Annotated in this window: 19 protein-coding genes; 8 read left to right on the top strand and 11 right to left on the bottom strand. The window is 71.9% G+C overall.

The genetic code is table 11. From position 1 onward, the window contains the following. Positions 1-44: 44 nt before the first annotated feature. The 8 genes from OG332_RS37950 to OG332_RS37915 all read right to left on the bottom strand — a co-directional run bounded on the left by OG332_RS37950 (position 45) and on the right by OG332_RS37915 (position 8217). On the bottom strand, positions 45-1664 hold the full coding sequence (locus OG332_RS37950; protein WP_327412294.1) for an IS1634 family transposase: 1620 nt from the start codon (positions 1662-1664) through the stop codon (positions 45-47). Positions 1665-1794: 130 nt separating this feature from the next. Beyond that, positions 1795-3456, bottom strand: a complete 1662-nt coding sequence (locus OG332_RS37945) for an alpha/beta hydrolase (RefSeq protein WP_327417681.1) — start codon at positions 3454-3456, stop codon at positions 1795-1797. 182 nt (positions 3457-3638) lie between these two features. Then, positions 3639-4400 carry an urease accessory protein UreD gene (locus tag OG332_RS37940; RefSeq protein ID WP_327419496.1) on the bottom strand — a complete coding sequence of 254 codons (762 nt, stop codon included), beginning with the start codon at positions 4398-4400 and terminating at the stop codon, positions 3639-3641. A gap of 50 nt (positions 4401-4450) precedes the next feature. Next, positions 4451-5146 carry an urease accessory protein UreG gene (gene ureG / locus OG332_RS37935; protein WP_327417680.1) on the bottom strand — a complete coding sequence of 232 codons (696 nt, stop codon included), beginning with the start codon at positions 5144-5146 and terminating at the stop codon, positions 4451-4453. 22 nt (positions 5147-5168) lie between these two features. Then, the gene (locus OG332_RS37930; protein WP_327417679.1) at positions 5169-5843 is read right to left on the bottom strand and encodes an urease accessory protein UreF; all 675 of its coding nucleotides are present in this window, start codon (positions 5841-5843) and stop codon (positions 5169-5171) included. A 31-nt stretch (positions 5844-5874) separates the two neighbouring features. Beyond that, the gene (locus OG332_RS37925; RefSeq protein WP_327417678.1) at positions 5875-7596 is read right to left on the bottom strand and encodes an urease subunit alpha; all 1722 of its coding nucleotides are present in this window, start codon (positions 7594-7596) and stop codon (positions 5875-5877) included. Beyond that, entirely contained in the window at positions 7589-7900 is a 312-nt protein-coding gene (locus tag OG332_RS37920; RefSeq protein WP_327417677.1) for an urease subunit beta, read from the bottom strand. Before OG332_RS37920 ends, OG332_RS37925 begins: the two co-directional genes overlap by 8 nt. Positions 7901-7914: 14 nt before the next feature. Continuing rightward, entirely contained in the window at positions 7915-8217 is a 303-nt protein-coding gene (locus OG332_RS37915) for an urease subunit gamma (protein ID WP_327417676.1), read from the bottom strand. Between the two features lie 128 nt (positions 8218-8345). Between OG332_RS37915 and OG332_RS37910 the strand changes: the two genes are divergently transcribed. Next, positions 8346-10031 (top strand): ISAzo13 family transposase, encoded by a 1686-nt coding sequence (locus OG332_RS37910; RefSeq protein WP_327417675.1) that lies wholly within the window; start codon positions 8346-8348, stop codon positions 10029-10031. A gap of 299 nt (positions 10032-10330) precedes the next feature. Further along, positions 10331-10723, top strand: coding sequence for a VOC family protein (locus OG332_RS37905; protein ID WP_327417674.1), 393 nt, complete (start codon positions 10331-10333; stop codon positions 10721-10723). Between the two features lie 6 nt (positions 10724-10729). Here the strand turns inward: OG332_RS37905 and OG332_RS37900 are convergent, their stop codons facing one another. Then, on the bottom strand, positions 10730-11185 hold the full coding sequence (locus tag OG332_RS37900; RefSeq protein ID WP_327417673.1) for an ATP-binding protein: 456 nt from the start codon (positions 11183-11185) through the stop codon (positions 10730-10732). Positions 11186-11382: 197 nt separating this feature from the next. Between OG332_RS37900 and OG332_RS37895 the strand changes: the two genes are divergently transcribed. Together OG332_RS37895 and OG332_RS37890 are read left to right on the top strand one after the other, a co-directional pair. Further along, entirely contained in the window at positions 11383-12267 is an 885-nt protein-coding gene (locus OG332_RS37895; protein WP_327417672.1) for a helix-turn-helix domain-containing protein, read from the top strand. Between the two features lie 11 nt (positions 12268-12278). Continuing rightward, the gene (locus tag OG332_RS37890) at positions 12279-12500 is read left to right on the top strand and encodes a DUF397 domain-containing protein (RefSeq protein WP_327417671.1); all 222 of its coding nucleotides are present in this window, start codon (positions 12279-12281) and stop codon (positions 12498-12500) included. 6 nt (positions 12501-12506) lie between these two features. On the opposite strand, the gene OG332_RS37885 is transcribed toward OG332_RS37890, so the two are convergent. Then, entirely contained in the window at positions 12507-13679 is a 1173-nt protein-coding gene (locus OG332_RS37885) for an 8-amino-7-oxononanoate synthase (protein WP_327417670.1), read from the bottom strand. Positions 13680-13836: 157 nt separating this feature from the next. On the opposite strand from OG332_RS37885, the gene bioB reads away from it, so the two are divergent. The 4 genes from bioB to OG332_RS37865 all read left to right on the top strand — a co-directional run bounded on the left by bioB (position 13837) and on the right by OG332_RS37865 (position 18095). Further along, the gene (gene bioB, locus OG332_RS37880; protein WP_327417669.1) at positions 13837-15090 is read left to right on the top strand and encodes a biotin synthase BioB; all 1254 of its coding nucleotides are present in this window, start codon (positions 13837-13839) and stop codon (positions 15088-15090) included. 106 nt (positions 15091-15196) lie between these two features. After that, positions 15197-16435 carry an adenosylmethionine--8-amino-7-oxononanoate transaminase gene (locus OG332_RS37875; protein ID WP_327419495.1) on the top strand — a complete coding sequence of 413 codons (1239 nt, stop codon included), beginning with the start codon at positions 15197-15199 and terminating at the stop codon, positions 16433-16435. A gap of 1 nt (position 16436) precedes the next feature. Next, positions 16437-17189, top strand: a complete 753-nt coding sequence (gene bioD, locus OG332_RS37870) for a dethiobiotin synthase (protein WP_327417668.1) — start codon at positions 16437-16439, stop codon at positions 17187-17189. A 228-nt stretch (positions 17190-17417) separates the two neighbouring features. After that, the gene (locus tag OG332_RS37865) at positions 17418-18095 is read left to right on the top strand and encodes a class I SAM-dependent methyltransferase (protein WP_327417667.1); all 678 of its coding nucleotides are present in this window, start codon (positions 17418-17420) and stop codon (positions 18093-18095) included. Here OG332_RS37865 and OG332_RS37860 read toward each other — a convergent pair. Then, positions 18067-18501, bottom strand: a complete 435-nt coding sequence (locus tag OG332_RS37860; protein WP_327417666.1) for a GNAT family N-acetyltransferase — start codon at positions 18499-18501, stop codon at positions 18067-18069. The genes OG332_RS37865 and OG332_RS37860 overlap by 29 nt on opposite strands. Positions 18502-18638 lie beyond the last annotated feature (137 nt).

Genomic DNA, 18638 nt, shown 5'->3' with positions numbered 1-18638 from the left:
GTACGGACGGTCCGGTCTAGCTCTGTACTTCGCGGGTAGTTCGTTCAGGTCTCTGGCCAGCGGGGATGTGTGGGTTCCAGGCCGAGGAGGTCGAGGAGGTGGAGCTGGATGCCCCGGGTGATGGCGATGACGGGTGGGTCGGTGGCGCTGCCGACCCGTAGCCGCAGGTCGGACAGGTGGTAGAGGATCATCCGGCCGGTGGGCCGCACCCTCTGGTTGCCGGGGTAGAGCCCCTGCATCTTCTGGTCGCCGCCGAGGGCTCGGCGGACCTGGCGTTCGATCAGGCAGAACAGCAGCAGGGCCAGGCAGATCACTGTGATCAGTGCGGCGACGCGTTTGTTGTCCTGCACGAAGACAGGGGTGACGGCCAGGGGGCCCTTGAAGTCGCTGTATCGGCGCTCGACGGTGCCCTGGCCTTTGTGGCGGCGTAGTACTTCGCCGGGATCGGCCTGTTCGGGGGTGAGGGTGGCCAGCAGCGCGTACCAGCCGTCGACGGCGGCTTCGGCCTGGAGCACGTCCTGATCGAAGTGCCAGGACAGGGCGGGCCGTCCGGTTTCGTCGGTGGTGATCTCGGTGTGCAGGCAGCCGGAGACCCGGCGGGTGCGGGTGATCACGCCGAGGCGTGCGGCGATCTTCTCTGCGGTGCTGTAGTAGCGGCCGCCGGCAGAGTGCTGGAGCTTGTCGAGGTCTTCGCGGGCCTTGGCCAGGCGTTTCTCGCGGGCCCGCTGCTGGCCTTTGGCGTTGCCGGTGGAGTGCACCAGGATCCGGCGTACCTGGAGCGGGGGATCGCTCTTGCGGGGCCCGGTCACAAGGTGGATGTCTTCCAGGACCCGGTAGGTCTCACGCGCTGCGGCGGGGGTGTTCTCGTCGCGGGCGGGGGTGTAGTCCACGACGGTGGCCGTCTCGAGGTCGAGGGCGGCGTAGACGGCGTCGTCGACCCTGGAAGCGGGGGCCGGGGCGATGAAATCGGTCCCGGCCCCGATCAGGGCGGTGACGTTGCCGTATGAGATCAGCTTGGAGTCGGCGATCAGCAGGAACTTCTTCGGTCCGGCCATCGCGCGCAGAGCGTTCATGGTGCCGGTGATCTGGGAGATCTCCGCGGCTCCGCCGTCGATGACGCGGGACAGCAGGGGGATACCGCCGTCGCCGGTCACCGCCAGGCCGGTCTGGATCTGCTTGAGGTCGTAGCGGCGGTCCTTGGGATGGCCGTGTCTGATGCGGGGATACTCCTCGTCCTGGTCATCGGCCGGGTAGGCGCCGTAGAGCGACATGGATGTCATGTCCCAGTGGAACGTGGACACATCGATGCCGAACTCGCCGATCGCCTGGGCCCCGATGCTGTCGGTGAGCTCTCTCAGCCGCGGGGCGATGGCGTCCAGGGCCCGGCCCAGACGGTCGTCGTTGAGCAGTTCCGCCTCAATTCCGAATACTTCTTCCACCGCCCACTCCCGGGCCCAGCGGTCCACCCGCCACAGGGGTGCGGGTGCGGTCAGCCGGTTGGCCACCAGCACCTCGATGACCTGGCCGTGCGTCACATGGGCGATGTCGCGGCCCGGGCACAGCCGGTCGACGGTCCCGGCCACATCAAGCCGGCGCAGAAACTCGGCAGCGACAGGCAGAGCGCCCAGACGCTTCTCCACCACGGAGGTGACCACACATTCCATGCGCGGGCGCACCGTCCGCAGCCGTGGGGACCGGGAAGACTTCGTCACACCCGGATCAACACAGCCACCCCCGGACCGGACACGGCCAGACACCAACTCCACCTGACTCAGCCACCCGCGAAGTACGGATCTAGCGGACGGCCGGCAGCTCCTCACGGGCCGGCCACTCGCTGCCCGGTCCGTGGTCGAGCGACAGCGCGGCGACCTGGGCCGGGGCGACGGGGGCGGCGTGCGGGGCGCACGTGACGTCCTGCGCGTCGACCTTGCCGGTCAGCAGGTAGGTGTCCACCCGCGTGTTGATGCAGGGGTTCTGCAGGCTGGTGACACCGTGCGAGCCGGCGTTCTGCTCGGTGATCAGACGCGAGCCGGCGAGGCGGCGGTGCAGCTCGACCGCGCCCTTGTACGGCGTGGCCGCGTCCCGCTCGGACTGGACGATCAGGATCGGCGGCACGCGCTTGGCGCCGACCGCGATCGGGGTGCTCTGCTTGGCCTTCCAGGTCGCGCAGGGCAGGTTCATCCACGCGTTGGACCAGGTCAGGAACGGGTACTTCTCGTGGAGCGCGGTGTTGTCCCGGTCCCACTTGGCCCAGCTGGTGGGCCACTTGGCGTCGGCGCACTCGACCGCCGTGTAGACGGCGTTGCCGTTCTCCGAGGCCGCGTTGCCCTTGACGTCGGTCATGTCCGGGGCGATGGCGTCGACGAGCGCCTGCTCGTCACCGGCCACGTAGGCGGCCCAGGTCTTGGCGACCGGCACCCAGGAGGAGTCGTAGTACGGGGCGCCCTGGAAGAAGCCGATGAGCTCGGCCGGGCCGACGATGCCGCCGATCGGCTGGGCCTTCGCCTTGTTGCGCAGCTCCTGCCACTTGGCCTCGACCTTGGCGCGGGTGTCGCCGAGGTGGAAGACCCCGTCGTTCTTGGCGACCCAGTCCTGCCAGTCGTTCCAGCGCATCTGGAAGGCGACGTCCTGGCCGAGATTGGCCTCGTACCAGATGTTGTCCTGCGAGGGGTCGACCACGCTGTCGACGATCATGCGGCGCACGTGGGTCGGGAAGAGGCTCGCGTAGACCCCGCCGAGGTAGGTGCCGTAGGAGACGCCGAGGAAGTTCAGCCTCGCCTCGCCGAGGGCGGCGCGGATCACGTCCATGTCGCGGGCGCTGTTCGGCGTGGTCATGTGCGGCAGCATCTCGCCGCTGCGCTCCTTGCAGCCGTCCGCGTAGGCGGCGGCGAGCTTGCGCTGGGCGAGCTTGTCGGCCTCGCTGTCCGGGACCGGGTCGGCCTTGGGGGCCTTCACGAACTCCTGCGGGTCGATGCAGGAGATGGGCGCGGAGTGGCCGACACCGCGGGGGTCGAAGCCGACGAAGTCGTACGCCTTGGAGGCGTTGACCCACAGCGGGCTCTTGGTGGTGACCCGGCGCGGGAAGCGCATGCCGGAGCCGCCGGGACCGCCGGGGTTGTAGACGAGCGCGCCCTGGCGCTCCTGCGTGGTGCCCGTGCTGCCGATCCGGTCGACGGCGATGTCGATGGTCTTGCCGTACGGCTTCGCGTAGTCGAGCGGGACCTTCACCCAACCGCACTGGATGGGCTTCTCCAGACCCCAGTCCGCGGGGCAGTCCTTCCAGTCGATCCCGGTACGGGCGGCGCGGGCGGCGGCGATCTGAACCCCCAGCACCTCCGGCAGCTTCGGGCCGTTGTCGGCCTGGGCCGCGGCGGCCGGCGGAGCCAGCAGCAGGCTCGCCGCCAGTGTGCCGGTGATCAGTGTGGCGGCGCTCCCCAGCGTCGCGTTGCGTATCACGTGGTTGTTCCCCCTGCGTCAGGTGCCGCCGTGGGCGGCCGGGTTGGTCGGGTTCGGTCGTCGGCGTGCAGGGGGATCTTGTCGTCTGATCCGGGACCGGCGACAGAGCCGGATCGACTTCTTTGCCAACCCGATAACCGGAAAGGCGTGTACCGCTGAGCGGTGCCTGATTCCTCCCCCGTTCACCCGTGGTACGTGCGGCAGGCCTCGTCGAGCACCTCGCGCAGCCGCAGGGCGTCCGGAGCCAGGGCCGTCACGAGGACCGCCGGCCCGGCCAGCGGGGTCACCACGGCGCACTCCCCCAGCACCCGGGCCGCGGGCGGGTCCTCGGCGAAGGCGGGGTCCACGACGAGGAGCTGACCGAGCGCCCGGTGGCCGGCCAGGCCCGCCGGGCCGTCCCAGCCGCCGGGCGCACCGGGGCCGCAGGTGAGCTCCTGGTCCAGCAGCGGACGGCCGCCGCGCGTGACGGTGAGCCGGCTGCTCAGCAGCCCCGGGGCCTCGCCCGAGCGGCCGAGCACCTGCTCCTCGCGCAGCAGCAGACGGGCGGTGGGGGCCAGTGCGACCCGGGTGTGCACCCGCAGTTCGCTGCCGCGCACCGAGACCAGCGGCTCCGGCAGCCACCGCACCGACGCCCCGTCGTCCAGGGTCAGGCGTACGTCGTACCGCGCGGGCTCGCCGCCGCGGCCGGGCAGCGCCAGGGTGGCCGCGGCCGAGGCGAGGGCCAGGCGCGCGCCGGGCCCGGCGGTGGCCTCGACGGTGAGGTGGTCCCCGCCCAGCGGCGCGCTCATCGCTCCGACCAGCACGACCCGGGCCTCGGCCCCCGCCCCCCGGGTGCGGCGCAGCGCGAGCGGCCCCTCTCCGGCCAGCAGCGGCAGGGCGGTGCCGCCCCGCCCGTCGGCCACGGCGTGGATGCGGGCGGTGGCCCGGAGGCCCGACGCGGCCAGGGGGAGGGAGTCCGCAGGGACCCGGGGCGGGGAGAGGGGAGGCGCGCTGGTCACCGTACGGTCCAGGCGGCGATCCGCTCCCGCACCCAGGCGGCCACCGGGGCCACCCCTTCGGGGCCGCGCAGCGACTGGAAGGCGACGGGCAGTTCGCCGCGCTGCTCGGCGGCGTCGCGCGCCATCCGGCCGAGGTCGGAGCCGACGTACTGGGCGAGGTCGGTCTTGTTGACGACGAGCAGGTCGGCGGTGGTGACGCCGGGGCCGCCCTTGCGGGGGATGTCGTCCCCGCCGGCCACGTCGATGACGAAGATCTGGGCGTCGACGAGTCCCCGGGAGAAGGTGGCGGTGAGGTTGTCCCCGCCGGACTCGACGAGGATCAGGTCGAGCGGTCCGCTCTCCCGGAAGGCGTCCTCCAGTTCCTCGACGGCTTCCAGGTTGGCGGAGATGTCGTCGCGGATGGCGGTGTGCGGGCAGGCCCCGGTCTCGACGGCTGTGATCCGCTCGGGGGGCAGGACGGCCTCGCGGAGCAGGAACTCGGCGTCCTCACGGGTGTAGATGTCGTTGGTGACGACGGCCATGGACAGTTCGGTGCGCAGCGCGCGGCACAGGGCGGCGACGGTGGCGGTCTTGCCGGAGCCGACGGGTCCGCCGAGTCCGATGCGCAGGGCGCGCCGGGTGCCGTCGGCGCGGAGCGGATCGGCGCTGCGGGTGTGCCGGTGGGGGTAGGTGACCGCGTGGTCGAGGTGCATGGGGGGTGTCTCCTTCAGGGGGTCAGGAAGCGAACAGCCGTACGGGCCAGTCGGCATGGATCTCCGCCGAGATGTCCAGCAGCGGCGAGGAGGCCGCGGGCAGCGCCTGCGGGCCTTCCGAGCGGGCCCGCAGCGCCGCCCCGGCCGCCTGTGCGCAGACCGCGTCGAGGTCCGGGGCGAGCCGGGCCAGGACGCCGCTCGCCTCGAAGGGGTCCAGGCCGAGCAGCCGTACGGTCGCGGTCGCGGGCCCGCCGACGCTCTCGTACGCCGCCACGTGCGCGGCGTCGAGCGGCCCGAGCCCGGCCGCCCGGGCGGTGACGCCGAGCACCACGGGCTGGTGGGCGCCGCGCGGGAAGGCGGCGGCGAGTTCCTCCAGTTCGGGCCCCGGCCAGGTGGCCCGGGCGGCGCGCAGCAGCTGCCGTCCGAGCCGGCGGGCCGCGGTGCGCAGCGCGGGCGAGGGGGTGCGGGCGTCGGCGGCGGCGTCGAGCTCCGCCGGGTCGAGCCCGAGGGCGGCGGCCGCGGCGAGCCCGGCGGCGGTGAGTCCGGCGGTGTGCAGCCGGCCCCGGCAGAACTCCTCCAGGGTGGCCGCGTCGTGGATCCGGCCCGCCTTGCAGGCGGCCTCGGCCCCGCCGGAGTGGGCGTGCCCCCCGGCGGGGAAGCGGCCGTCGGCGAGGACGAGCAGCGCGGCGAGACTCATGGCAGGAGGCCTCTCATCAGGCTGCGCCCCATCAGAAGAGGAAGTACCGCTGGGCCATGGGCAGTTCCGTCGCGGGTGCCGGTTCCACGGCCTCCCCGTCGATGGTGACCGTGAAGGTGTCGGCGTCGACCTCGACCCTCGGCATGGCGTCGTTGTTGCGCATGTCGGCCTTGCTCACCTTGCGGGTGCTCTCGATGGCCGTGAACTGCTTGCCGAGTCCGAGGCGTTCGGGCAGTCCGTCGTCGAGGGCCGCCTGTGCGGTGAAGTTCAGCGAGTTCAGGGCCGGTGCGCGCCCGTGGCTGCCGAACATGGGGCGGGGCATGACGGGCTGCGGGGTGGGGATGGAGGCATTGGCGTCGCCCATCTGCGCGTAGGCGATCTGGCCGCCCTTGATGACGAGCTCGGGCTTGACCCCGAAGAAGGCGGGGTTCCACAGCACCAGGTCGGCGAGCTTGCCGGTCTCGACCGAGCCGATCTCGCGGGCGAGCCCCTGGGCCACGGCGGGGTTGATCGTGTACTTCGCGACGTAGCGGCGGGCCCGATGGTTGTCGGCGGGCCCGTCGCCGGGGAGGAAGCCGCGCCGCTTCTTCATCACGTGGGCGGTCTGCCAGGTGCGCAGCACGACCTCGCCGACCCGGCCCATGGCCTGGGAGTCGGAGGAGATGATGGAGATGGCCCCGAGGTCGTGCAGGACGTCCTCGGCGGCGATGGTCGAGGGCCGGATGCGGGATTCGGCGAAGGCGAGGTCCTCGGGGACGGCCGGGTTGAGGTGGTGGCAGACCATCAGCATGTCGAGGTGTTCCTCGACGGTGTTGACGGTGTGCGGCCTGGTGGGGTTGGTGGAGCTCGGCAGGATGTTGGGCTCGGAGACCACGGTGATGATGTCGGGGGCGTGCCCGCCGCCCGCGCCCTCGGTGTGGTAAGAGTGGATGGTCCGGCCGGCGATGGCCGCGAGGGTGTCCCCGACGAATCCGGCCTCGTTGAGGGTGTCGGTGTGGATGGCGACCTGGGCGCCGGTCTCCTCGCAGACGCTCAGGCAGGCGTCGATGACGGCCGGGGTGGATCCCCAGTCCTCGTGGAGCTTGAATCCGAGCGCGCCGCCGCGCAGTTGCGCGTGCATGGCCTCGCGGGACATGGTGTTGCCCTTGCCGAGGAGGCCGATGTTGACGGGGTAGGCCTCCAGCGCCGCGAACATCCGGGCCAGGTGCCAGGATCCCGGCGTGACGGTGGTGGCCTTGGTGCCTTCGGCAGGTCCGGTGCCCCCGCCGACCAGGGTGGTGATCCCGGAGGCCAGCGCCTCCTCGATGACCGTCGGGGAGATGAAGTGCACGTGGGCGTCGACGGCGCCGGCGGTGACGATCTTCCCGTTGCCCGCGATGATCTCGGTCTCGGGGCCGATGACGAGGGCGGGATCGACCCCGTCCATGGTGTCGGGGTTGCCGGCCTTGCCGATGCCGCAGATCCGGCCGTCGCGGATGCCGAGGTCGGCCTTGACGATGCCCCAGTGGTCGAGGACGACGACCCCGGTGATCACGGTGTCGGGTGCGCCCTCCGCCCGGGTGGTGCGGGCCTGCCCCATGGATTCGCGGATGACCTTGCCGCCGCCGAAGACGGCTTCGTCCCCGGCCCGGCCGGGTCCGCCGCTGAGGTCCTGCTCGATCTCGACGAAGAGGTCGGTGTCGGCGAGCCGGATCCGGTCGCCGGCCGTCGGCCCGAAGAGGTCGGCGTACACCTGGCGGGAGATCTCAGCCATCGAGCGGCCCTCCGGTCTCCCCGCGCAGTCCCGGTACGGTGCGCAGGCCCGCCAGCGGTACGAGTTCCACGGCGACCGGGATGCCCGGCTCGAAGCGGACGGCCGTGCCGGCGGCGATGTTGAGCCGGAGCCCGCGGGCGGCGGCGCGGTCGAAGTCGAGTCCGGGATTGGCCTCGGCGAAGTGGTAGTGGGAGCCGACCTGGACCGGGCGGTCGGCGGCGTTGAGCACGGTGAGGCGGGTGACGGGGCGGCCCTCGTTGAGGCGCACCGGCCCGTCCCCGTAGGCGATCTCGCCGGGGATCATGCGGGCACTCCTCTTCAGACGATGGGGTCGTGGACGGTGACGAGCTTGGTGCCGTCCGGGAAGGTCGCCTCGACCTGGACGTCGTGGATCATCTCGGGGATCCCCTCCATGACTTCCTCGCGGCGCAGGACGGTGCGGCCGGAGGCCATCAGCTCGGCCACGGTCCGGCCGTCGCGGGCCCCTTCGAGGATGTGCGACGTGATCAGCGCGATCGCCTCGGGGTGGTTGAGGCGGACCCCGCGCGCCCTTCGCTTCTCGGCCACGTCCGCGGCCACGTGGATGAGCAGTCTCTCCTGCTCGTGCGGTGTCAGATGCACTCGTCATCACCAAGTTTCCGGGATAAGATCAACAACGCGTCGGGGCCGACCCTAGCGGCAACGCCGTTCAGTTAGGGCTCGCAGAGGATTAACCCGTAGCTTCCCGATCTGGCGGTCGTTGGCGTGGTATGGAAGCGGCGGAAGAGATAGCGGCGGCCTTGGTGGCGAAGTTCACGGTGCTGTTCCCGCATCTGGACGAACGTCAGCGTCGTCTCCTGCTGGCGGCCGAGGCCCGGGTACTGGGCCATGGCGGGATCAGGCTGGTCGCCCGGGCGGCTGGAGTGCGAGAGGCCACGGTGTCGCTTGGTGTCACTGAACTGGACTCCGGTGAAGCCCCGTTGGGGCGGGCGCGCCGGGTCGGTGGTGGCCGCAAGCGGGTAGTGGACCTGGACCCGGGACTGCGTCCGGCACTGTTGGCCCTGGTCGAGCCGGACATGCGCGGGGACCCGATGTCGCCCCTGCGGTGGACGACGAAGTCCACCCGCCACCTCGCCGCCGAGCTCACGCGCCAAGGCCACCGGATATCCGCCGACACCGTCGCCGACGTGCTGCGCGAGGAAGGCTTCAGCCTCCAGGGCAACGCCAAAGTCATCGAAGGCCGGCAGCACCCGGACCGGGACGGCCAGTTCCGCTATATCAACGAGCAGGCCAAGGCCCACCAGGTGGCCGGCGACCCGGTGATCAGCGTCGATACGAAAAAGAAGGAAGTGGTGGGGCCGTTCAAGAACGGCGGCCGGGAATGGCGGCCCGCAGGCAACCCCGAGCGGGTCAGCACCCACGACTTCCCGGACAAGGAACTCGGGAAGGCCGTGCCCTACGGCATCTACGACCTGGCTGCGAACACCGGCTGGGTCAGCGTCGGCACCGACCACGACACCGCCGCCTTCGCCGTCGAATCCATCCGCCGCTGGTGGAATGCCCGCGGCAAGGAGGACTACCCGCAGGCCAGGCGGCTGCTGATCACCGCCGATGCCGGCGGCTCCAACGGCTACCGCACCCGCGCCTGGAAGGCCGAACTCGCCGCCCTGGCCCTGGAAACAGGCATGGAGGTCACTGTCTGTCACTTTCCTCCGGGCGCATCGAAATGGAATCGGATCGAGCACCGGCTGTTCTCACACATCACCATGAACTGGCGCGGCAGGCCGCTGACCAGCCACGAAGTCATCGTGCAGAGCATCGCCGCGACCACCACCCGCACCGGGCTGAAAGTCCACGCCGAACTCGGCACCGCTACCTACGAGACCGGGGTCCGCATCGGTGACGGGCAGATGGACGTCCTCCCCGTCACACGCCACGACTGGCACGGCGACTGGAACTACACACTCCGCCCCGAGGCATACACCCAGGTCAACGACGCACCAGACCCGTTCGATCAGCCGAGCCCCGACCTCGCCTGGCTATGCCACCCCGCCCTGACCGGACTGCCGCCCGCCGAGTGGGACACCCTCATCACCGCGCTGACCATCCTCCACGACGCCCAGCGCGAGACTCACCTGGACCAACGACGCGGCCACCGACCTCGCGTCAAGGGCGACGGCACCACCGGCCGACGCCCCGTCCTCACCCTCGCCGACCGGCTCCTAGCCACACTCCTCCACTACCGGCTCGCCCTGCCCCAAGTCGCCGTCGCCGCCCTGCTCACCGTCCACCCCGGAACAATCAACAGACGCATCCGCGACATCCGGCAGCTCCTGGAAACAGCCGGGCACCCCATCCAGCCCGCCGACGACCGACTCGCCACCCTCGACGACCTCTACGACTTCGCCAGCACCCGTGGAATCACCCTCCCAGCAGAGATCAAACCAGCGAGTTAATGATCTGCGAGCCCTAACTGAACGGCGTTGACCCTAGCGGCCGTCAACACTTCGTTGACCTGCACGTATCCGAGCCAAGCGTGTCTTGCCCAACGCAGAGGAAGGCTTTCCGTCCCGACCACCGTCGCTTTACCGGATGATGGGTGATCATTGGCGGTCGAACGTGGCCGCCACGCTAGGGGCCGCGCTTTTCCGCTGCGTTAACCCACGTTTCAGGCAGGCACCCGGTTCAACTCCGTTGCCTCAAGAACCCGGTTCCGTATACGGATTCGCATACGGAACCCCCGCCGAGGAGACACATGTTCGTCAACCCCGTCCGGCACATCACCTTCGACGCCCTCGACCCCTACCGGGTCGCCGAGTTCTGGTCGGCGGTGACCGGCTTCCCGATCCACCCCGACGACGTGGAGGGGGACGACGAGATCCTGCTGGAGCCGGCACAGCCGGGTGTGCCCGGGCTGCTGTTCATCAGGGTGCCGGACGCCAAGTCCCTGAAGAACCGGGTCCACTTGGACATCCAGCCGCCGGCCGGCACCCGGGACGAGACCGTCGAGCGGCTGATCGGGCTCGGCGCGAAGCTCGTGGACGACCGCCGCGACGAGGACGGCGTCATGGGATGGGTCGTGCTCGCCGACCCCGAGGGCAACGAGCTGTGCATCGAGCGCAGCGCGGTGGAACGCGGCACCGCCTGAGCCCGGTCAGCAGCCGGTCACGCTCTGCGCCGCCGTCGGCGCCCCGACGGTCCAGGGCAGCGCGATCCACACCGTCTTGCCGCCCTCTTCGGTCGGGGTGACCGAGAGCCGGCCGCCCGCCTCCGCGGCGAGCCAGCGGATGATGACCATGCCCCGGCCGTTGTCCTGCTGGACGGCGGCCGGGAGCCGCTTGGGCCAGCGCGGGTGGCTGTCGGTCACCCCGACGCGCAGCCACTCCTGGCGCTCCAGCCGGATGCCGACCGTGAAGGTGGGCGACTGGCCGAAAGTGTGCTGTACGGCGTTGGTGGCGAGCTCCGAGACGATCAGCCGGACGCTGTCCGCGGTCTCGGCGTCTTCGGGGAGTCCCCATTCGCTCAGCACGTCCGCCACGTAGCGGCGGGCGGCGGCGACCGAGGCGGGATCGCTCGGCAGAGTGACGGATGCTTCCTGGTGGTCTGCCATGGCGACGGTCCCTTTCCCACCGGGACGGAACCGCCCCGGATCTGTGCTGGACGCCAGAGTGCCACCCATCGTGGCGCCGCACCTGCCGTTCCCCCAAGATATGCATATATCTGTCGCTCAATGCGGTGAACTCTGCTACGGAAGAGCGTATTTGGACGACAGACTGGTGCGAGCTGTGCCGGTGGAAGGAGGCGGGTATGCAGCACGGTCCCGCGGTGCGTCGGCGCAAGCTCGGCGAGGAACTGCGTGCCCTGCGTGACCGGTCCGGACTCACCAGTGGTGAGGCCGCTCGGATCACGGGATGGCACCAGTCGAAAATCAGCCGCATCGAGACAGGCCGCAGCGGCGTGAAGCCGGAGGACATCCGGCTGCTCCTCGACGTCTACGGGGAGGTCGTGAGCCCGCAGCAACGCGCGCTGCTGGAGGCCCTGTCGGCCTCGGCCGCCGGCCCCGGTCCGGCCGGCGACACCGGGCGGGGCCGCCAGTGGTGGCACGACTACCGGGGGCTGCTGCCACAGGAGTACCGGGACTTCATCAGCCTGGAGGCGGGCGCCCGGTCGGCCCGCACCGTGGAACTGTCCGTGGTGCCGGGGCTGCTGCAGACCTCCGGGTACGCGCGGGCGGTGACCCGGGCCGCGCTGGGCGGGCTGCCGGAGCCGAAGGTGGACGCGCTGGTCGACGTGCGGCTGGCCCGGCAGTCGGTGCTGCGGGCCGATCCGCCGCTCGAGCTGAGCGCGGTGCTGGACGAGGCGGTGCTGCGCCGGCAGATCGGCGGACCCGGGGTGATGGCCGAGCAGTTGCGGCACCTGGCGGAGGTGGCCCGGCTTCCCCAAGTGTGCCTGCAGGTCCTGCCGTTCAGCGTCGGCGGCCATCTCGGCCTGACAGGACCGTTCGTCATTTTTTCATTTCCGGACATCGCTGATCTGGATGTGGTGGTACTCGACCATTTGACGAGTAGCCTCTATCTGGAGCGGAAGGAAGACCTAGAGGCGTACAGCGCCGCGTTCCGCACCATTCAGGAACACGCCCTCCCGCCCCAGGACTCGTCGGATCTCATCAGCAGCCTTGCTGACGACGCGTAAGGAGGCACCCCGTGTCCGCAACCCCCTTATCCTCCAGCGGACTTCTGATCAGCGCGCGGTGGCGGCGGAGCAGCCGCAGCACCGGAATGAACAACTGCGTGGAGGCGGCCGCCCTCGGCGGCGGCCTGCTGGCCGTCCGCGATTCCAAGCGGGCGGACGGCCCGGCCGTGCTCTTCACCGGGCCGGCCTGGAACGGCTTCCTCGCCTCCGTACGGGCGGACGCGCACGCGTAGCTCCGCCTAGCGGTTCGCGGCTCCGGCGGGCGCGGTCCGAAGGATCGTCCCGACCGCCTGGTTGATCTCCTCCCCCGTGAGATCGGCCCGGGCGGTCAGCCGCAGCCGGGAGATGCCGTCCGGCACCGACGGCGGGCGGAAGCATCCCACGGACAGACCCGCCTCGCGGCAGTCGGCGGCCCAGCGCAGTGCCGCCGACGCCGACGGGGCCCGTACCGACACCACGGCCGCGTCCGGCCGGGCCGCGGTCAGGCCGGACGCGGTGAGCCGCCCGTACAGCCGGTCGGCCACCTCGCGGGCGCGGCCCGCGCGCTCCGGTTCCCGCTGGAGCAGGCGCAGGCTCGCCAGGGCGGCGCCCGCGGCGGCCGGGGCCAGTCCGGTGTCGAAGATGAAGGTGCGCGCCGTGTTGACCAGGTGTCTGATCACCTTGGCCGGGCCGAGCACGGCCCCGCCCTGGCTGCCCAGGGACTTCGAGAGGGTCAGCGTCGCGACCACGTAGGGCGCGCCCGCGAGCCCGGCGGCGTGCAGCGCGCCGCGGCCGCCCTCGCCGAGCACGCCCAGCCCGTGGGCGTCGTCCACGACCAGGGCCGCGCCCTCGTCGCGGCAGACGGCGGCGTACCCGGCGAGCGGGGCGGCGTCCCCGTCCACGGAGAACACCGAGTCGCTCACCAGCAGCGCCCGGCCGTCGTGGGCGGCGAGGGTCTTGCGCGCGGTGTCCGGGTCGGAGTGCGGGATCACCGCGGTCTCGGCGCGCGAGAGCCGGCAGCCGTCGACGATCGAGGCGTGGTTCCCTGCGTCGGAGACGACCAGCGTCCCCCAGCCGCCGAGCGCGGTGACCGCCGCGAGATTGGCCGCGTATCCGGAGGAGAGGACCAGCGCGGCCTCGAAACCGCAGAAGGCGGCGAGCTCCCGCTCCAGCTCCGCGTGCAGCTCGGTCGTACCCGTCACGAGACGGGACCCGGTGGCCCCGGCGCCCCAGCGCTCGGCCGCCTCCCGTGCCCCGCGGATCGTCTCGGGGTGACGGGACAGGCCGAGGTAGTCGTTGCTCGCGAGGTCCAGGAGCGGCGACACCGCCGGCCGCGGGCGGAGCGTGCGGACCAGCCCCGCACGCTCCCGCTCGCTCTCCGCGGCCTCGATCCAGGCGAAGACATCCTCGGGGTCGGGGGTGTGCTGGGGCATCGGCATGTCCTCGTGTTTTGTCGGCAGTCCACAGACCTGCCCCGACCCTAGCGGCCGTGACTTGTGCGCCAGGTGTGGTGATACACACACACCCATCCGGCCATGTTGTGCGATCTCTCCTTGGCCGGGATGGGTGCTGTGGTCCAGGATCGGGTGCATGGACCTGCTGAACACCCTGGTGGACAAGGGGCTGCGGCGCGAGCTGCCGACCCGCGAAGAGGCGCTCGCCGTACTGGCGACTTCTGACGACGAACTGCTCGACGTGGTGGCCGCGGCCGGCAAGGTGCGCCGCCAGTGGTTCGGGCGTCGGGTCAAGCTGAACTACCTGGTCAACCTGAAGTCGGGCCTGTGCCCGGAGGACTGCTCGTACTGCTCCCAGCGCCTGGGGTCGAAGGCCGAGATCCTCAAGTACACGTGGCTGAAGCCGGAAGAGGCCTCCCAGGCCGCCGCCGCCGGTGTCGCGGGCGGCGCGAAGCGGGTCTGCCTGGTGGCGAGCGGCCGCGGGCCGACGGACCGGGACGTGGACCGGGTCGGCAAGACCATCGAGGCGATCAAGGAGCAGAACGAGGGCGTCGAGGTCTGCGCGTGCCTCGGCCTGCTCTCGGACGGCCAGGCGGAGCGGCTGCGCGACGCGGGCGCGGACGCCTACAACCACAACCTCAACACGTCCGAGGCGACGTATGGCGCGATCACCAAGACCCACACCTACGCGGACCGGGTCGACACCGTACAAAAGGCGCACGCCGCCGGCCTGTCCGCGTGCTCCGGTCTGATCGCGGGCATGGGCGAGACCGACGAGGACCTGGTCGACGTCGTCTTCTCGCTGCGCGAGCTGGACGCGGACTCGGTCCCGGTCAACTTCCTGATCCCCTTCGAGGGCACCCCGCTGGCCAAGGAGTGGAACCTCACCCCGCAGCGCTGTCTGCGGATCCTGGCGATGGCGCGGTTCGTCTGCCCCGACGTCGAGGTCCGCCTCGCGGGCGGGCGCGAGGTGCACCTGCGCTCGCTGCAGCCGCTGGCCCTGCACGTGGTCAACTCGATCTTCCTCGGCGACTACCTGACCAGTGAGGGCCAGGCCGGCCAGGCCGACCTCGACATGATCGCGGACGCCGGTTTCGAGGTGGAGGGCGCCGGTACGTCGACCCTTCCCGCGCACCGCTCCGACGCGGCGGCCGCGGCCGCCACCGGGGGATGCGGCTCGAACGGCGGCACCTCGGTCTGCGGTTCGGGCGCTGCCACGGGCGACGAGGCCCCGGCGGCGGGCTGCGGCTCGGCGTGCGGCGGCTGCTCCGGGCACGGACACGCGGAGGCGGCGCCCGTACCGGCCCAGGCCGAGGCCGGCGAGGTCCGGCCGGAGCTGGTGGCCGTACGCCGTCGCGGCGCGGGGACGGACATCGCGCCCAATGCCTGATCAGCTCGACGCACCGCCGTCCGGCACTCGTTCGTCCAGCACTCGTTCGTCCGGCGCGGAACTGCTCGCACTGGACCGGCAGCACGTCTGGCACCCGTACGGCCCGATGCCCGGGCGGCAGGAGCCGCTGGTCATCGCCTCCGCCTCGGGAGTGCGGCTGCGGCTCGCCGAGCCCTCCCAGGGGGAGGGCCACGAGGAGCTCGTCGACGGCATGTCCTCCTGGTGGTCGGCCATCCACGGCTACAACCACCCGGTGCTCAACGAGGCCGTGACCACGCAGCTGGGCCGCATGTCGCACGTGATGTTCGGCGGGCTCACCCACGAGCCCGCCGTCCGGCTCGCCGCGAAGCTCGTCGAGATCACCCCGCCGGGGCTGGAGCACGTCTTCCTCTCCGACTCGGGGTCGGTGTCCGTCGAGGTCGCGGTCAAGATGTGCCTGCAGTACTGGCGTTCGGTGGGGCGGACGGGCAAGACCCGGCTGCTGACCTGGCGCGGCGGCTACCACGGGGACACCTGGCAGCCGATGGCCGTCTGCGACCCCGATGGCGGCATGCACGAGCTGTGGCAGGGTCACCTGCCGCGACAGGTCTTCGCGGACGCGCCGCCCGCCGGTTTCGACACCCCGCTGGACCCGGCGTACACCGACCACCTGCGCTCCCTGATCGCCGCGCACGCCGACGAGTTGGCCGCCGTCATCGTGGAGCCGGTGGTACAGGGCGCGGGCGGCATGCGCTTCCACAACCCGGACCACCTCCGGGTGCTGCGCGAGCTGTGCGACGAGTACGGCGTCCTCCTCATCCTGGACGAGATCGCTACGGGCTTCGGCCGCACGGGCGCGCTCTTCGCGGCCGACCACGCCGGGATCACCCCGGACGTGATGTGCCTGGGCAAGTCGCTGACCGGCGGCTACCTCACCCTCGCGGCGACCCTGTGCACGGAGCGGGTCGCCGACGGGATCTCCCAGGGCGAGGTGCCCGTCCTCGCGCACGGGCCGACCTTCATGGGCAACCCGCTCGCGTCGGCGGTGGCGCTCGCGTCGATCGAACTCCTCCTCGGGCAGGACTGGGCGACCGACGTCAAGCGGATCGAGGCGGGGCTGCGCGAAGGCCTGGCGGCCGCCGCCGGGATCCCCGGCGTGCGGGACGTGCGCGTCCTGGGCGCGATCGGCGTGGTGCAGCTGGACCACGAGATCGACATGGCGGCCGCGACCCGGGCGGCGGTGCGCGAGGGCGTGTGGCTGCGCCCGTTCCGGGACCTGATCTATGTCATGCCGCCGTTCGTCACGGGCGACGCGGACGTGGCCCGTATCTGCCGCGCGGTGTGCGCGGCCGCGCAGGAAGGCTGAGATGTCCGTCGTGGTGGTGTCCGGGACGGGCACGGAAATCGGCAAGACGGTGGTCACGTCGGCGATCGCGGCAGCCGCGATCGCGGCCGGCCGCTCGGTGGCCGTGCTCAAGCCCGCGCAGACGGGTGTGGGCCCGCAGGAGCCGGGGGACGCCGCGGAAGCGGTCCGCCTGGCCGGCTCCGCGGTCACCGCGGTGGAACTGGCCCGCTACCCGGAGCCCTTGGCCCCGAACACGGCGGCCCGCCGCGCGGGGCTGCCGACCCTCTCCCCGGCGGAGATCGCGGAGGCCGCGCGGCAGTTGTCCGAGGCGCACGACCTGGTCCTGGTGGAGGGCGCGGGCGGGCTGCTCGTCCACTTCGACGACGAGGGCAACACGCTGGCCGACGCGGCCCGGCTGCTCGGCGCGCCGACCGTGATCGTCGCCGCTGCGGGCCTCGGAACCCTCAACTCCACCACCCTCACGGCGGAAGCCCTGCGGGCCCGGGACCTGACGCCGCTGGGCGTGGTGGTCGGCAGCTGGCCGCAGGACCCGGACCTGGCGGCCCGCTGCAACCTGGCGGACCTCCCGAAGTCCTCGGGCCTGCCCCTCCTGGGCGCGATCCCGGAGCGCTCGGGCACCCTCGCCCCGGACCGCTTCCGCGTCTCGGCCCCCACCTGGCTGGCCCCACCCCTCTGGGGCACCTGGTCGCCAGACTCCTTCCTCACCACGTGGTCCCCTCCGGCGTGGCACGAACCCAGCCCCGTCGGCGTTTGAGGCGCCGGGTCCGGGCGCACCAACCCCGGAGCTCGCAGCCGCGCCGGCACACCCCCAGCCCCGCCGGCGTTTGAGGCGCGGGATCCGGGGCGGAGCCCCGATCTTTCAGCCCCGCCGGCGTTTGAGGCGCAGGGCCGGGGCGGAGTCCAAGCCGCCGGCAGCAGGGATGACGGCCCGGCCAAAGGGCACGCTGGAGGTACCGGAACGTCGCCTCCCGGGAGGTCCGTCATGCCGCGCCGCCGCACCACGCACAACACCCCGCCCCACGACCCCGTCCACCACCCCGTCTTCGCCCGCTTCTACGCCCGCGCCAGCACCACCGCCGAGACCCGCGCCGGCATCGCCCCCCTCCGCCGCGAGCTGCTGCACGGCGTCTCCGGCCGCGTCATCGAGATCGGCGCCGGCAACGGCCTGAACTTCCCGCACTACCCCCGCGCCGTCTCCGAGGTCATCGCCGTCGAACCGGAGCGCACCCTGCGCAGGCTCGCGGCCTCCGCCGCCCTCCGCTGCGAGGTCCCCGTGGACGTCGTACCCGGCGCCGCCGAGGCCCTCCCGGTCAAGAGCGAGGCCTTCGACGCCGCCGTCGCCTCGCTGGTGCTGTGCACTGTACGGGACCTGCCCCGCTCCCTCGCCGAACTGCACCGCGTGCTCCGCCCCGGCGCCGAGCTGCGCTTCTTCGAGCACGGCCGCGCGCCCGGCCCCGGAATGGCCGCCGTCCAGCGCACCCTGGACCGGACCGTCTGGCCTTTCCTCTTCGGCGGCTGCCACACCGCGCGCGACCCGCTCGCCGCCATCGAGGCCGCCGGTTTCCGGATCGTCTGGCACCGCCGCCTGCGGCTGCCCGAGCTTGGTCCGGCCCTGCCGACCTCCTACTGCGTCATCGGGTCGGCCCGCCGAGAGGCTTGACCCAGCGCGTCCACTGGTCCTGGGGCCCGTAGCCCGCGGCGTCCCAGGCCAGGTGGGCCCGCTCGTTGCGGACGAGCACCATGGCGTCCGCCCGACGCCCGCCGAGCGCCACGAAGCGCTCCTCGGCGGCGGCCAGCAGTGCGGCCCCGATCCCCTGGCGCCGGTGGCCGGGGTGCACCGCGAGCCGGTACAGGTGACAGCGCCAGCCGTCGAACCCGGCGATCACGGTGCCGACGAGCTCGCCGTCGCGCCGGGCGAGCAGCAGCGCCTGCGGGTCGCGGTCGTGGAGGCGCTCGACCCCGGCGAGGTCGTCGCTGATACTCGTTCCCTCGGCGGCGGCCTTCCAGAAGTCCAGCACGGCGCCGAGATCGGCGGCCGAAGCGGGTCCGACATGAAGATCGGTCATGTCCGGATCCCATCATCCGCCCGGACTCCGCCAAAAGAATGATCCGTTCTCTTTGCCCGTCCTTTACCATGTGGGCAAAGGTCCCTCTTGAGTGAAAGGTGTGAGCGTCCGCCCATGGGCGAGCCTCCCAGTCCCCG

This window comes from Streptomyces sp. NBC_01233, from assembly GCF_035989305.1.
Taxonomy (GTDB): domain Bacteria; phylum Actinomycetota; class Actinomycetes; order Streptomycetales; family Streptomycetaceae; genus Streptomyces.
Note: the sequence above shows the minus strand (reverse complement) of the source record. Positions and strands in the feature narration are given on the sequence as shown.